Below are 14,282 nucleotides of genomic sequence, written 5' to 3' on the forward strand. Positions count from 1 at the left end.
TGCCTCCTCATCTGGTGCCGTCGGCGGCGGCCGGTGCGCGGTGGTGCCCCAGGAGCGGTCGGCGCGTCACGGACGGCGGGCAACGGGCTCGGCAGGGTGCAGAGCCTTCGGCCTGTCCGTTCGCGGCGCGATAATATACGCATGTCAATTAACTGCACGAGGGTTCCCATCCAGTTAGTTACATAGGGCGCGCCGAGACCGAACGGGCGCGCGAGCCGGACGCCCGTTCCGCCGGCCCGGGCGCCCCACTCCACTGTCTCGTCGCCTTCCCCGAGGCCGCTGACCGGCCGGATTCCCGTGTCAGCCGATGCTCAGGTCGTCGATGTATCCGCGATAGCCCCCCGTCGCGCCCGGGCGGTCGTAACCGACGAGGATCTTGCTGATTGCCTGACCCGCCCTGACCGCGCCGAGGTTCACGGTGACGTGGTTCCACCGGTCGAGCGCGAGGTGCCCGCACTGGTCGCCCGGATGGACGCCGTTGCCGGACTGGTCGGTGGCGCCCGAGTCCCGCAGATCACTGCCGTCGGTGAAGACCAGGTCGACGGCGACGCAGGTGCTGTCGTCGGATCCGGCGGACACCCACGGGGCGGTGGCGCCGGACTGCGGGAAGATCCAGTAACTGAGGGTCGTGTCGCCGCGGACGGTGAGCGGCGCGCCGTTGAAGCCGTAGACCTGCATGTAGGCGTGGTCGTAGGAACCGCCGTTGGCGTAGCCCGAGTACATCAGTGAGGAGTCGCCGGTGTGGGCCTGTTCGCCGGTGCGTATCGCTGCCTGGGGCCCCGTGAGACCGCAGCACAGGCCGGTGATGCCGTAGTTGCCGTCGCCCTTGGTGTCGACGTTGTCGACGGTGTCGGTCCAGGTCGGCCGGGTCTGTCCGGTCTCGAAGCCCGTGGTGAGCGAACCGGTCGTCGCGGCCTTGGCCGGCTGGGACAGCTCGTGCCGGATGGTGGCCCGGCTGGTTCCGGCCGGGGCCAGGTCGATGGTCTCGCCGACGCCGGTGTGCAGCTTGATCGTGGTGCCCGAGAGAGTTCCCTTGTGGACACCGTCCGCGTAGTACTCCATGGCCTTGCCGGGCCAGGGGTTGGTGAAGGTGAGACTGCCGCCCGACCGGCTGGTCATCCGGAGGTATTCGACGGCGTTGTCGCGGATGCTGCTGGAGACCAGGACGTTGCCATAGGCGAGCAGGCCGCCGAACTTGGCGTTCGAGTCGGCGGGCCAGTTCGGGAAGACCTTGATGTCGTGCTGGAAGGACTGCAGCAGCATCTCGTCGAGCCCCGAGGTGGTGACGTTGAGGTTCTCGACGCCGCCGCCGTAGTGGTGCACGGCCATGTTCGGGTACGAGTAGGCGGTGGCCTCGGCGTGCAACTCCTCCATCAGCGTGCTGGGGTTGTAGCCGACCATCGCCGCGGCCGCGTACAGGGTGGCCGGGGAGTTGTCGCTGTGCCAGTTGTTCAGCTGCGTGACGGTGTCGCGCGCGGTCCGCAGCAGGTCGGCGGAGCTGTTCAAGCCCACTTGCAGGCCGGGGTAGACGGCCTGCACGGCCACGTCGTTGCCGTCGCTGACCCAGCCGGACCCTTCGGAGGTCTGCCGGAAGACGGTCTGGCCGTTGCGCTCCATCGTGGGCAGCGGCGCGAGGTGGCTGTCGATCTGCCGCCAGGTGCGGACGAGCGAGTCGTTGGTGTGCAGGTCCTTGCTCATGTCGATCAGCCCCTGGAACAGCAGGTGCACCAGTCCGAGGGAGAGGATGCTGTTGGTCTGCGGGTAGACGCCGCCCTCCTGCGGAGCGTCGTTCTCGATGACGTATGTGCCCGTGGCCGCGTCCCAGGTCAGGTAGTCCTGCCAGAACAGCCCGACCTGCCGGAGGTAGGGGAGGACCTTGCGCGCGTAGGCGGCGCTGCGGGTGTACTCGTACTTCATGACCATGTCGCTGGCGAAGTTCACGGCGTCGGACTTCTGGTTGTACAGGTCGTCGGCGGCGCTGGTGCCGTTGGGTGAGATGCCGACGGGGTAGAGCAAGCCCTGGTAACCGGCCGCCGCCGCCTTCGCCTTGCCTCTCGGTATCCAGTCCAGGATCGGGTCGTCGTAATTGCCCATCTGGGCCACGTGGTTGGTGGACAGGGTCGGGTAGAACGCCGCTTCGTAGTTGTAGTTGGCGTGATAGTCGCCGTACCAGTTCATGGCCCCGGTGGTCCAGTTGCCCCACAGGCCCGGGGCGTACTTCCCGGCGCGTGAGACCGAGCCGAGCAGGTAGAGCGAGCCGTACCAGCTCTTCTCCACGGCCTGGTCGGGGATCTGCACGAACGACCGGGACCAGTACGCACGCCACCAGGACTCGTGGGCCGCGTACAGCTTCGCCAGCGAGCCGTCGGTCAGCGTGGCGGCCGCCGAGTGGGCGACGGACCGGTAGCGAGGCGTGTCGTGGCTGCTCTGTATCGCCGCCGCGAGGGTGTAGGTCACGCCGGGCCTGAGGGTGAGGCTGATCCGGTCGCCCGACGGTCTCACGGCCGTGCCGCGCACGCTCGTCGCGATACGAGCGTGGGGGTTGCCCGGCGCGTCGGTGGTGCCGGCCTGCACATCGGCGTCAAGTACACCGTCGTTGCCGGAAGTCGCCGGAGTCCTTCCGAGGCCGTCCTGCACGGTGACGGTCGCGTCCTGCGCGCGCGAGCCGGACAGCCGCAGCGTGGTGACGAAGAGGTTCTGGGTGGCCGCGACCCAGCTCCTGGACGAGAGTGTCTGGTCGCCGAGCGTGTAGGTGCCCTCGACCTGGGCCTGGGCGATGTTCTGTACGACGTGGTGGTCGGCGCCGGCCAGCCCCGGGACGGCGAGCACGATCCGGCCCAGCGGCTCGCTGCCGTTGGTCGCGGTGGAGAAGAAGTCGTTCTTGCCGAGGTAGAAGGTCTGGTCGTCGATGGAGCCGCCGACCGCGACGCCGACGTCGCCGTTGCCCATCAGCGGGGCGTCGACGGTCTCGCCGTTCGTCAGGGTGGTGGGTGGGGAGTCCCACTCGCCCTGGAACCGCGCCACAGTGCGCAGCGCCTGGGCCGCGGTGGGATCGCCGATGGTCCGTACGGTGGCTGCGGCGGACGTGCCGCCTTGGACGGTTGTCAGGCTGACGGCCACCAGGGCCGCGGCCAGCAGGGTGCTGATGCGTCGCCGGTGACGAAGTGAGGATGCCACTGCGGTGTGACCTTTCTGCTCATCTTTGATCCGGGATCCCGCTCGTCCTGAGCGGGCGTCTCGTAGCGGGCGTCTCAGAGCGGGCGTTTCCGAGCGGGCGTTTCAGAGCGGCGCGGTACGGCCGCGTTGGTCACCGCGGGCCGCGGCCAGATAGGCCGCGCCGAGCAGCGGGGCCCGATCCGGCTGGTGCGCCGGGGTGATGACGATGCGTCGGTTACGGGCCGGATCGGCCTCGGTGAGCCCCGCACGCAGCGGTTCGGCCACGAGATCCCAGGCCCCCGCGATGGCACCCCCGACCACGAGAACCGTCGGCTCGAAGGCCACGAGCAGCGGCCCCAGCACGCGTCCCAGGGCGGTGAAGGCCGCGTCGAACACGCCGGCCGCCGTACGATCCCCCTGCCGTGCTCGCCGGGCGATCTCCTGGACGTCCGGTGGCGACGCGCCGGTGGCCCGCGCATAGGCTCCCCGCAGGGCACGTCTGGACACCGTCTCCTCGACCGGCTTGTCCGCGTACCGCAAGGTGTGGACCCGGCCCCCGGGCGGGACCCCGGGCCCGTGCCGCAGGATGCGCCCGTCGCGCAGGAAGCAGGAGCCCACACCGGTGCCGAGAGTGATCCCCGCGACCGAGCGGTGCCCGCGCGCGACCCCGGCCCACCACTCACCGAGCACGAACGCGTCCGCGTCGTTCCAGAAGCTGACGGTGGTGGCGCCGGGCAGCGACGCGGTCAGGGCGCCCCGGAGATCGAACCCCCGCAGGGCGTCGAACTTCCCGACCCCTTCGTACCGGCCGATCCCACGCTCGTAGTCGAAGGGACCGGGCAGCGCCACCGCCCACGGGACCGTGCTCCGGCCGGAGAGACGGGCCGCACAGCGGACGAGGGCGGACAGTATCTCCTCGGCACTGCCGTGACCGTCCAACGGCTCACGGAACGATCGGCCGGCCCGGAGACTACGCGTCCCGATGTCCACACGCGCCGCGGTCACGTGCGTACCGCCGACCTCCAGCACCGAGACGACGCTCCCGCCGCCGGGGCTCATCGCACCAGCGCCTTCACGTAGCGCACCTGTTCCGTGCCGAGGGCCCGCACGCGGTAGGCGCCGACCGAGGCGGGCACGGTCAGCGTCTCGGCGTAGGCGAGTTCGAAGCCGTGCCCGCTGCCCGTCTCCAGCAGGATCCCGTCGCCCGCCACGACGTTGACGACGTGGAAGCGGTGGTCCGTGTCGTCGTCCACGACGGCGTCCGGGGCCAGTTCGAGGCGCCGGACCTCGAAGAACATCTCCGGGAGCCGGCCGATGACCTCCTCGCGCCAGCCATCGCCCGAACGCAGGGTCCGTGGCTTCTGGACCAGGTCCCGCGCCACGGCAACCCCCGACCGGGCGGGGTCGAGGTTCTCGAAGGCGTGGCCCACGTGGACCGGCCGCTGCTTCCCTTCGCCGTCCCTGCGCAGCCAGTCGTAGAGGCGAAGGCTGTACAGATACGGCGTCGCGCTGATCTCCAGGACGACATTGCCCTCGCCGCTGCCGTGCGGGGTGCCGGCCGGGATGAGGAAGAGCTGGTGCCGGTCGGCGGGGAAGGTCTGCACGTGGCGTTCGATGTCGAACGGCACGCCGTCGTGGACCGCCCGGTCCGCCTCGCGCCGGAAGGCGGCGAGGTCGGCGTCCTCGCGCAGGCCGAGGAAGACCTGACGGCGGGGTCCGCCGAGCATCATGTAGTAGGTCTCGTGCTGGGTGTACGGCCACCCGAAGACCCGCCGCATGTAGTCCGACTGAGGATGGCAGTGGACGGAGAGGTTGCCGCCGCCGACGGTGTCCAGATAGTCGAAGCGGATCGGGAACGAGGTGCCGAACGCCGCGTGCACGCCCGCTCCGAGGATCTCCTCGGGATGCACCGCGACCAGCGCCTGCAGCGGGACCTCGACCCGGGGGCCGTCCGGCGTGCCGACGAGGATTCCGCTCTCCGGCGCGATGAGGTCGTAGCCGAGCGCGGTGTTGGCCGCCTCGCGGTTGAAGCCGAGCTGCTCCTGGGCCCAATGGCCGCCCCAGGAGGTGGTGTTGAAGGTGGGGCGAGTACGGAAGGGACGTCCGGCCAGGTCGGCGAGAGCCTCGCGCAGGGCATGGCCCTCCAGCCAGGCCGGAGCCTGCGGGTCCTGGGTGTCCAGCCACAGGTCGACGCCGCCGACGAGGCTGTCGCGGTGCCGGTCAAGGACGGGCCAGTCGATGTAGAACAGCCGCCGCGTGGTGCCCGCTCCGGTACCGGCCGGCTGCCCTAGATTGCGCCCGGTCCCGCCGGTGATCCCGGCCTCGGCGTACCGCTTCGGCAGATCCGCGTACCAGAGCCGGTCGTACGACACCAGGGCCGCCCCCGGTCCGAAGACGAGCGTGACGGTGTCGGCAGGGGCCTCGGGCCGCGGCAGCCCGGTGAAGAACTCGGCGAGCCCGGCCCGCGACAGCGGGGCGAAGTCCGGGTCGTCCGCCAGCTCCGCGGACGCGGTGAGGCCGAGGATGTCCTGCCAGGGGGCGAAGTGCTCGCGCGTGTCGATCTGCTTCGCGGTGATGTCGCGGACGGCCAGCGCGTCGCGGATACCGCTCGTGACCGTCTCCCAGTCGACGGCCACCGGGCCGTCGACGGCGAGGACCTGCCCGGGAGCGAGCCCGGCGACCGCGTCCCGGTATCCGGCACCGACCTCGCCCGTGACGCGGTGGCAGGGGTCGGCTTCGTAGCCACGAACTGACGGCATGACGATGTCAGCCTCTCTGTAAGTGCGGTTCGGGTCCGTCAAGCGAGCGGACCGAGATGCGTGAGCGTCCCGACGCCCTCGACGGACAAGGTGGCGGGCAGCAGGGCTGGGGCCCGCCCGCCGGTCGCGAACGTCGGATTGACGTCGAACAGGGCCGAGAGCACCGCCTCCGCTCCGGCCGCGCCCGCGATGTTGTCGCGGGTGGCGGTGCCGCGCTCGGCCACCCGGGCCCGGTGCCGCCCGTCCGGACCGGTGACGATCTCCATGGCCTGGCCCCACAGACCGCCCGAGGCGGCGGAGGACAGGCCGCGCAGGAGAGCCATCGCCCGGTCACGGTGACCGAGGCGGGCCAGACCGTGTGCGGTGACGCCGGGCCACGCGGCGAAGGCGCCGGCCGCGCCGTGGTCGGGACGGTCGGAGGCGGCGGCGATCGGATCGTCGGCGCTGAGCGCCCGCATCCAGCCGCCCGCCAGCAGACGGCCGGTGACGAAGTCGGCCATCTCCTGCCGTGTCCCCTCCGGGAGGTCGCGGTGGAGGGACGCCGCGACCAGGCCGAAGTCCAGGCAGTGCCCGATCGTGTCGGTCCCGTCCGGGCGCAGTATTCGCCAGCGGCCCGATCCGGCGTACAAGTCCATGAGTGCGTCGGCCAGTTGACCGGCGTCGGCCTCCGTACGGTCGGCATCCTCGTCGCGGCCGAGCCGCCGGTACAGTCCGGCCAACGAGCGCGTCGAGGCGACGTAGGCGCCGTTGAAGGAGGCGACGACACCGGTGTAGGTGGGCACACACTCCAGCAACTGCCATGGATCGTCACCGAAGTCGGCGAGCACGCCCCCGGTGGCCGGGTTCCGTCGCTCGAGCCACCCGAGCCCGAGCCGCTCCAGGTGAGCGAGGACCGTCGCCCCGCCGGTCGTCTCGTCGAGGAGGGCGAGGTCGCCGGTGACGCAGACATAGTGCTCGACGAGCCGGAACAGGGCGTAGTCGGTGGAGCTGTAGGCATTGCCCAGGGGCCCGCCGCCGAGGTTCTCGACACCGAAGGAGTCACGGTAGGGGCCGGCCAGAACCCGCAGCAGCCAGGAGCGCAGTCCGGCCGGCTCCAGCAGGGCGTACAGGCGGCTCCACTCGCAGTGGTCCCAGAAATAAGTGGTGGTCGGCCCGAGCCGGGGGCCGCCGGTGAGGAACACCGGCTCGCCGGGCCGGATGCGAGTGTTGCGCAGGTACAACGCCTGCAGGGCCCCCATGTAGTAGGTGCGCGCGAGTCCCGCGTCCTCGGTGGTGAAGGTCGGCAGGTGTCCGGAGAACTCGGCGTTGCCCGGGGTGAACATGCTCGCCCACAGCCGCCGCCAGCCGTCCTCCCCGGCACGCGTCGTCGACTCGAAGTCCTCGGCGGCGGTGCGGGCCCGGGCCGAGACGGCGTCGGCGTCGGTGCCGTACGCGCAGGCGATCGAGATCTCCACGCTGCGGCCGGGCTCGATCCGGCAGGTCCAGCTCGCCCGCCCGCCGGCCCCCTCGGCCCGCAGCTCGCCGGGCGGCTCGGCGAAGGCGTAGACGGCGTGTGCCGGCGAGCGGGAGTCCGCGAAGGCGACCGTACCGTCCTCGATGCGGGACACCCAGCGGCGCGACTCGGTCCAGTGCCGGGTGCGGGCGATCTCCGAGCCCGCGAGACGCAGCACGACGCGGTCGGCTTCGACACCCAGGTGGACGTCGTGCCAGTCCCCGACGGTGAGTTCGGTGTCGGTGGACTCCCGTTCCCCGGTGATGCCGAGCCACAGCCGGCCGTCCTCGACACCGATCTGCAGCGAGTCGGGGTGGTTGCCGTGTGTGAGAACCGTCCCGGACTGTTCCGCCGTATCGAGCCGTAGCGCGAAGTCGATCGTCAGGCCGGGGGAGAGCGCGAAGGGTTCCAGAGCCGTCTCGCCGTCGGGTGTCAGCGCGATCGGCTCGTCGGCGACCCGCGGGATCACCTCGCCGTCGACCCCCGCCACCCGGAGCCCGCGCACTGCCCCGGCGACGCCGACCCGCGGCTCCGGCTCCTTGTCGTCGCTGACGTGAGCCGGCAGCGCGTCGTCCAGGAGCATGGGGCCGTGCTCCTCGTCGCGTTGGATCCCCGGAACGCGGGGCCTGCCGAGGCGCAGGCGTCGCGGTGCGGGGGACAGCAGGTAGTGCGGCTCGCCTCCGCCCGTGGTGGCCCGGATGCGTTCCAGCGCCATGAAGTCGTGGTGCATGCCGTGGTTCCACGGGCCGTCGTACAGCCAGCCGTAGCCGACCTCGGAGTGGGCGACCATCGCGAAGAGGTCCTGGGCCAGCTCGACCGCTCGCGTTCGGTTGCTCTCGTTGGTGACCGTGATCCGCCACAGGAGCAGGTCCCGGGACAGCGCCATCCGGGTGTCGGTGGTCAGCATCAGACCGCCGGGGCGGCGGTGTTCGCGCAGCACGCCCCATGGTTTCCACAGGAACCGCTGCGTGGCCGGGACCCGGCCGTCCACGCGCAGTTCACCGGTGTGGTAGCCGAAGGTGAACGGTGCGGCGGCCAGCCAGGACAGGGAGGTCAGGTCGTGGTTGACGTGCGCCTGGCCCTGCTGGTTGCGCAGGGAGGGCAGGTGCGCGATCTCGTCCACGCCGACCCAGTGCCCGGCGACGTCGTCCAGGTCCGGGACGCCGGTCCTGCCGATGCCCACGGCCGGGGCGACGGTGTTCGTGGTCACTTGGTGGCTCCCGAGGTCAGTCCGGCGATGAACTGCTTCTGCAGCGCGAGGTAGCCGGCGACGGGAATGACCGCTGCCAGGATCATCACGCCGAACAACTGGGCGTAGTCGGTGGAGAACTGACTGACCGACAGGTACAGCCCGGTGGTGATCGTCTGGCCGTGCAGCGGGCCGAGGATGAACTGCGGGTTCATGAAGTCGTTCCAGATCCACAGGGAAAGGAAGATCGTGACGGTCGCGGTGGCCGGGCGCAGCAGCGGCATGACGATCGTCCACCAGACCCGCAGGCTCCCGGCGCCGTCCACGGTCGCGGCCTCGATGATCTCGCCGGGGACCGACCGCAGGAAGCCGGAGTAGACGAACACCGCGAACGACAGGTAGCCGCCGCCGACGTTGGCCAGGACGAGCCCCGGATAGGTGTGGTCCAGGTGCAGGAAGGTCAGGATGCGGATGGTGGGCAGCAGGATCACCGCGGGCGGGATCATCAGGCCGGCCGCGAAGCCCGCCAGGACGACTCTGCGCAGCCGGGCCGAGCGGCGGGACAGCCAGAAGCTCAGGGCCGCGCCCAGCGGGATGATCAGCAGGACCGAGACGACCACGGTGACCGCGGAGTTGGTCAGCCCGATCTGGACGATCCGGTCGGGCCGGGCGAGGGCGTCGGTCAGGTTGTGCGTGGTCGGCGGAGCGGGGGGAGCCGTCGGATCGCGGACGATCTGGTCCTGCGTCTTGAAGGCGTTGACGATCGTGAGATAGACGGGACTGACGAAGGCCAGCGTGAGCAGACCGGCTGCCCCGAGGTGTCCCCGCGTGGCCCAGGGACGGCGGCTCGGGCGCGGCGCCGGTACTGCCCGCGGTGTCACTGTTCGCCCCTGGGCCGTCGGCCGGTGCGATGTCGAGGTGCTCACAGGTCCACCTCCCGGCGGCGCAGCAGCGCCGTCACGGACAGCGCGATCACGATCGAGACGACTAGCAGGAGCATCGCGACGGCCGAGGCGTAGCCGTAGCGGTCGTCCGTGAAGGCGAGCTGGATGATGTAGAGGGCGGTGGACTGCGTGGAGTTGGCCGGGCCTCCGGAGGTGAGCACCGCGATGATGTCGTAGAGCTTCAGCATCGTGATCAGCGAGATGGTGACGCTGATGGTGGTCCCCGGGGCCAGCATCGGGAACGTGATCCGGCGGAACCGCTGCCAGCGGCCGGCTCCGTCGACCATCGCGGCCTGGTACAGCTCGACGGGGATCGACTGGAGCGCGGCCAGGTGGACGACGGTGGTGAACCCCGTCAGCACCCAGGCCGCGACGATGCCCACGGACAGCACGGCCAGGTGTGGACTGCCCAGCCAGGTGATCGGCTTGTCGATGATGCCCAGCGAGACCAGGACGTTGTCGAGGATGCCGTCCCGGGCCAGGATGTAGCGCCAGACGTAACCGACGATGACGCCGGACAGCACCTGCGGCAGAAACGCTACGGTGCGCATCATCCGGAAGCTCAGCGACGTCCTGTTGAGCAGCATCGCGAATCCGATGCCGGCGGCGTTGGCCGCGATCGTCACCGCGCCGGCCAGCAGGAGGGTGAAGCCGAGACTTCCGGCCAGGGCGCTGTCGTGCGCCATCTCCGTGTAGTTGGAGAGGCCGACGAAGTCGGCCCGCGCCAGCAGCGGGTTCTCGTTGGTGAGGCTCTTCCAGGCGCTCATGACGACGGGAACGACGATGAACAGGGCGTACAGGCCCAGCGCGACCAGCGCGATCGAGGTCAGCGCGGGGTCGCCTCGGCGTGGTGGGACTCGGGTGGTCATGGCTCTTCCCTCGGAGGAGATCTGCGGCGCCGGAGCCGGTACGGCCGGGGCCGGTGACGTGGCTTACTTGGTCGCCGAGTCCCAGGCGGTGTCCAGCTTGGCCAGCTGCCCGTCGACGTCGTCGGACGAGAAAAGCGCCTGACTGGCCGCGTAGAAGGCGTTGTTGAGCCCGGAGGGCATGGAGTCGTCGTTGGTGGCCCAGCCGAACGCCGAGACCTTCGTGTTCTGTTGAGTGACGTAGGAGTAGGAGTCCTTGAAGACCTTGGTGACATCGACGCCGTAGTCGTCGAGGGTCTTGCCCCTGAGCATCGGGAACGCGCCGTCACCCTCGATCAGCGCCTTGTAGTTGGCGGGGTCCAGCGACCAGGCCTCGGCGAACGCGGTCGCCTTGGCCGGGGCCGGTGTCCTGGCGCTGATCGCCATGGAGCCGCCCACCGAGAACGGCACCACGAGCGACCCGTCCTCGGTCGGGGTGAGGAAGGCACCGAAGTCGTCGGCGTGGTCCTTGGGCACCGCACCGAGGAACCAGCTGCCCATCATGTACATCGCGGCCTTGCCGGACGTGAAGTTCGTGATGGAGTCGGCGTACTTGACGCCCAGGGCGCCGTCCTCGAAGTAACCGTTCTTGACCATCGTCCGGTACTTGCCCACGGCCGCCTTGACGTTGGCGTCCGTGAACTTGACCTTGCCCGCGTAGCGTTCCTTCAGCCAGTTCGGGTTCTTGCCCAGCACGTCGGCGGAGAGGATGCCGACCAGTGGCATCGACGCCGAGAACGGATCGCCGCCGCCCAGCTCGACCGGGGTGACACCGGCGGCCTTGAGCTTGGCGCAGGCGCCCATGAACTCGGACCACGTCTTCGGAGGCGCGGCGATGTGGGCCTTGGCGAACAGCTTCTTGTTGTAGAAGACCTCGGGGATGATCTGCGAGTTGGTCGGCGGGATGTAGACCTTGCCCTTGTAGGCGTTGCCCTGGGGCAGCAGGAAGTTGGCGTCCACCCACTTCTGGTCGTACGGCTTGAGCAGCCCGGCCGTCGCGAACGTCGACGGGGTGATCGACTGGAGCAGATCCGGGAACTGCCCGGAGGCCTGCAACTGCTTGGCGTACGCGTCCCGGTCCGTGCTCGGCGCGACGATCTTCTTCACCGTGACGCCCGGGACCTTCTTCTCGGCGCCCGCGATCGAGGTGTCCCAGAAGGTCGCGGTCAGGCTGGGGGTCTCGAAGGTGAGGTAGGTCAGGGTGCTGCCGCCCTTCCCGCTTCCGGTCGACGCGGCAGAGCATCCGGTGAGGGCGAGCGCTGCGGCAAGGCAGACAACGGTCGGACGTTTGCGCCTCATGGAAGTCTCCTGAAGGGACGATGCGGCCCGATGGACGGTGGCGGACGGGACAGGGTCGACGCCGCGTCATCCTTCGAGATAACGTTATCCCGAGGATAGGAGCGCGTTGCGGGAATGTGTCAAGGGTCGGTCTGATATCGGTCCGATGTTTCGAGGAGGAGTTGCCGGATGACGCGAGCACGGCGTGACAGCGGGGGACGGCCCAAGCGCCCGACGATGGTCGACGTCGCGCGCGAGGCCGGGGTGGCCCTGCGCACCGTCTCACGGGTGGTCAACAACGACCCCACGGTGGGGCCCGAGTACGTCGTCAAGGTCGAGGCCGCGATCGCCGCGCTGAACTACCGCCCGGACGACCGGGCCCGCCAACTGCGCACCGGCGTCACCGGAACGATCGGCGCCGCCGTCCGCCGGATCGCCGAGGTCAACCCCGAACTGGCCGCGATCGAGCGAACGGCCCGGGACGCGGGCCTGACACTCTTCGCCGCCTCCACGGACTTCGACGAGGCCAGGGAACGCGACGTCCTGATCTCCATGTGCCGGCAGCGCCTCGACGGCATCATCGTCGAACCGTTCGGCGAGAACCACGCCTACCTCCAGCCCGAGTTGGACGCGGGCGTGCCGCTGGTGGCCATGGACCGCCCGATGAGCGGGATCTCCGTGGACTGCGTCATGTCCGACAACGCCTCCGGCATCGGCATGGCCTTCCACCACCTCCACCAGCACGGCCACCGCCGCATCGCCTACATCGGTGACAGCGAACGCGTCTTCTCCGGCCGGGAGCGTGCCGCTGCCTTCCGCGCGGCCCTGCGCGCCCACGGCGAGGCGGTCGAAGGCCTGGTGCACCCCGGCGAGATCACCCCGGAACGGGTGGCCGCCGCCCTGGACACGGCACTGCACGGCCCGGACCCGGCAACCGCCCTGGTCACCGGCAACATGGACACCACGCTCACGGTCCTACGGCACCTCGGCCCCAAGGCAGCCTCCGGCCTGGCCCTCGTCGGCTTCGACGAAGTCCCCCTCGCCGACCTCCTGCAACCCGCCCTCACCGTCATCGCCCAGCAGACCTCCGAGATCGGCCGGACAGCCGTCGAACTGCTCCGCGCCCGCATCGCCGACCCCGGCCGCCCGGTGCAGTCCGTGATCGTCCCGGTCACCTTGAAGGTCCGAGGCTCCGGTGAGGTACGCGCCTGACGTCCAGGGTGACGGCGCCGTCCGGGCCCCCTGGCGCATGCGGAGCGGTGCCGGGGCCACTGGATTGCATGCGCGATAACGTTATTCGAAATGAACCGGTGAGCCGTCCGGAGCCGCCGCGTCCGCGGTGTCGTGCCGGGCGTGGGCGCTGATGACCTCCCGCCCGACCCGCACCTCCTGCGGTGCGCACCGAATCTTGGGGCATGCTTTACGCGAGAGGGGCAACCGTGGGCCATGCCCTGACTGTCTGACAATTAGTCGGGGGTCGGGCCCGTAAGGGCCGAAGAACGAGAGAGTGGGGCAGACCGTGAGGCGGCGCAAGGGCGGCATAGGGATCGCACTCGTCACGGGCGTGATGGTGGTGGGTGCGAGCGCCTGTGGCGGGGGCGGCAGTGACAAGGCGAGCGGTGACGACGCGAAGGCGTCGGTGAAGCCGAGTGCGAGTGCCTCGCCCACGCCGACGAAGCCCGCGGGCCCACCGATGCTGCTGGACACGATCACCCCGCAGACGGGAACCACGGTCGGTGTGGCCATGCCGATCTCGGTGATCTTCACGAACCCGGTGGCGGCCAAGGCCCGGGCCACGGTGGAGAAGCACATGAAGGTGAGCGCCTCACAGCCGGTGGCCGGCGCCTGGCACTGGATGGGCGACAGGCGCGCCGACTGGCGCCCGAAGACGTACTGGCCCTCGGGTACGACGGTGAAGATCGACGCCGACATGAAGGGCGTCAGCAACGGCAACGGACGCTACGGCGTGCACGGTTACACGCACACCTTCAAGATCGGCGACGATGTACGCGCGGACGTCTCGGTGACCAACCACACCATGAAGGTGACCCGGAACGGCCAGACCGTACGCACCCTGTCGATCAACGCCGGCAGCGCCGAGTATCCGACGTGGAACGGCACGATGGCCGTCATCGACAAGCAGGAGAAGGTCCACATGACCTCCTGCAGCGTCGGCATCAGCTGCGACAAGGGCAGCCCCAACTACTACGACCTGACACTGCCCTGGGACGTCCACCTGACCCAGTCGGGCACCTACGTGCACTACTCGACCGGCGACCCGAACCCGGGCAGCGGCAGCGCCCGCGGCTCGCACGGCTGCGTCCACCTGTCCATGTCGGACGCCAAGTGGTTCTACGGCCAGGTCAAGCAGGGCGACCCCGTGACCATCACCGGCTCGCCCCGCGCCAAGGCCCCGGCCGACAACGGCTACGCCGACTTCAACCTGGGATGGGACCAGTGGCTCGCGGGCAGCGCCTCGGGGGAGCAGACGACGGCGACCCTCTGACGCACTGAAACCCAAGAACGAAAACAGGCCCGTTTTGAACTGACGGTTCACCC

Annotated in this window: 9 protein-coding genes; 2 read left to right on the plus strand and 7 right to left on the minus strand. The window is 70.0% G+C overall.

What is annotated here, in order from left to right:
* Positions 1-300: 300 nt before the first annotated feature.
* From ACWGJB_RS37415 to ACWGJB_RS37445, 7 genes are all read right to left on the minus strand, one after another.
* On the minus strand, positions 301-3,177 hold the full coding sequence (locus ACWGJB_RS37415; RefSeq protein WP_453384503.1) for a glycosyl hydrolase family 95 catalytic domain-containing protein: 2,877 nt from the start codon (positions 3,175-3,177) through the stop codon (positions 301-303).
* Between the two features lie 102 nt (positions 3,178-3,279).
* Positions 3,280-4,215 (minus strand): ROK family protein, encoded by a 936-nt coding sequence (locus ACWGJB_RS37420; RefSeq protein WP_453384504.1) that lies wholly within the window; start codon positions 4,213-4,215, stop codon positions 3,280-3,282.
* Entirely contained in the window at positions 4,212-5,915 is a 1,704-nt protein-coding gene (locus tag ACWGJB_RS37425; protein WP_453384505.1) for a class I mannose-6-phosphate isomerase, read from the minus strand. The genes ACWGJB_RS37420 and ACWGJB_RS37425 overlap by 4 nt, the downstream gene beginning before the upstream one ends.
* A 38-nt stretch (positions 5,916-5,953) precedes the next feature.
* Positions 5,954-8,617, minus strand: coding sequence for a hypothetical protein (locus ACWGJB_RS37430; protein ID WP_453384506.1), 2,664 nt, complete (start codon positions 8,615-8,617; stop codon positions 5,954-5,956).
* On the minus strand, positions 8,614-9,522 hold the full coding sequence (locus ACWGJB_RS37435; protein WP_453384507.1) for a carbohydrate ABC transporter permease: 909 nt from the start codon (positions 9,520-9,522) through the stop codon (positions 8,614-8,616). The genes ACWGJB_RS37430 and ACWGJB_RS37435 overlap by 4 nt, the downstream gene beginning before the upstream one ends.
* Positions 9,519-10,409 (minus strand): carbohydrate ABC transporter permease, encoded by an 891-nt coding sequence (locus ACWGJB_RS37440; protein WP_453384508.1) that lies wholly within the window; start codon positions 10,407-10,409, stop codon positions 9,519-9,521. Before ACWGJB_RS37440 ends, ACWGJB_RS37435 begins: the two co-directional genes overlap by 4 nt.
* A gap of 63 nt (positions 10,410-10,472) precedes the next feature.
* A complete protein-coding gene (locus ACWGJB_RS37445) occupies positions 10,473-11,744 on the minus strand; it encodes an ABC transporter substrate-binding protein (protein WP_453384509.1) in 1,272 nt (423 codons plus the stop codon).
* Between the two features lie 168 nt (positions 11,745-11,912).
* Here ACWGJB_RS37445 and ACWGJB_RS37450 point away from each other — a divergent pair, with 168 nt between their 5' ends.
* The gene (locus ACWGJB_RS37450; protein ID WP_453384510.1) at positions 11,913-12,935 is read left to right on the plus strand and encodes a LacI family DNA-binding transcriptional regulator; all 1,023 of its coding nucleotides are present in this window, start codon (positions 11,913-11,915) and stop codon (positions 12,933-12,935) included.
* Between the two features lie 355 nt (positions 12,936-13,290).
* On the plus strand, positions 13,291-14,229 hold the full coding sequence (locus ACWGJB_RS37455) for a L,D-transpeptidase (RefSeq protein ID WP_453384559.1): 939 nt from the start codon (positions 13,291-13,293) through the stop codon (positions 14,227-14,229).
* Positions 14,230-14,282: the final 53 nt, after the last annotated feature.

The sequence above is a fragment of the Streptomyces sp. NPDC054813 genome, from assembly GCF_053611365.1.

Bases quoted from the DNA above. Each gene is read 5' to 3' on its own strand.
- ACWGJB_RS37420 (WP_453384504.1), bottom strand. From the start codon at position 4,215: ATGAGCCCCGGCGGCGGGAGCGTCGTCTCGGTGCTGGAGGTCGGCGGT.
- ACWGJB_RS37425 (WP_453384505.1), bottom strand. From the start codon at position 5,915: ATGCCGTCAGTTCGTGGCTACGAAGCCGACCCCTGCCACCGCGTCACG.
- ACWGJB_RS37440 (WP_453384508.1), bottom strand. From the start codon at position 10,409: ATGACCACCCGAGTCCCACCACGCCGAGGCGACCCCGCGCTGACCTCG.
- ACWGJB_RS37445 (WP_453384509.1), bottom strand. From the start codon at position 11,744: ATGAGGCGCAAACGTCCGACCGTTGTCTGCCTTGCCGCAGCGCTCGCC.
- ACWGJB_RS37450 (WP_453384510.1), top strand. From the start codon at position 11,913: ATGACGCGAGCACGGCGTGACAGCGGGGGACGGCCCAAGCGCCCGACG.
- ACWGJB_RS37455 (WP_453384559.1), top strand. From the start codon at position 13,291: ATGGTGGTGGGTGCGAGCGCCTGTGGCGGGGGCGGCAGTGACAAGGCG.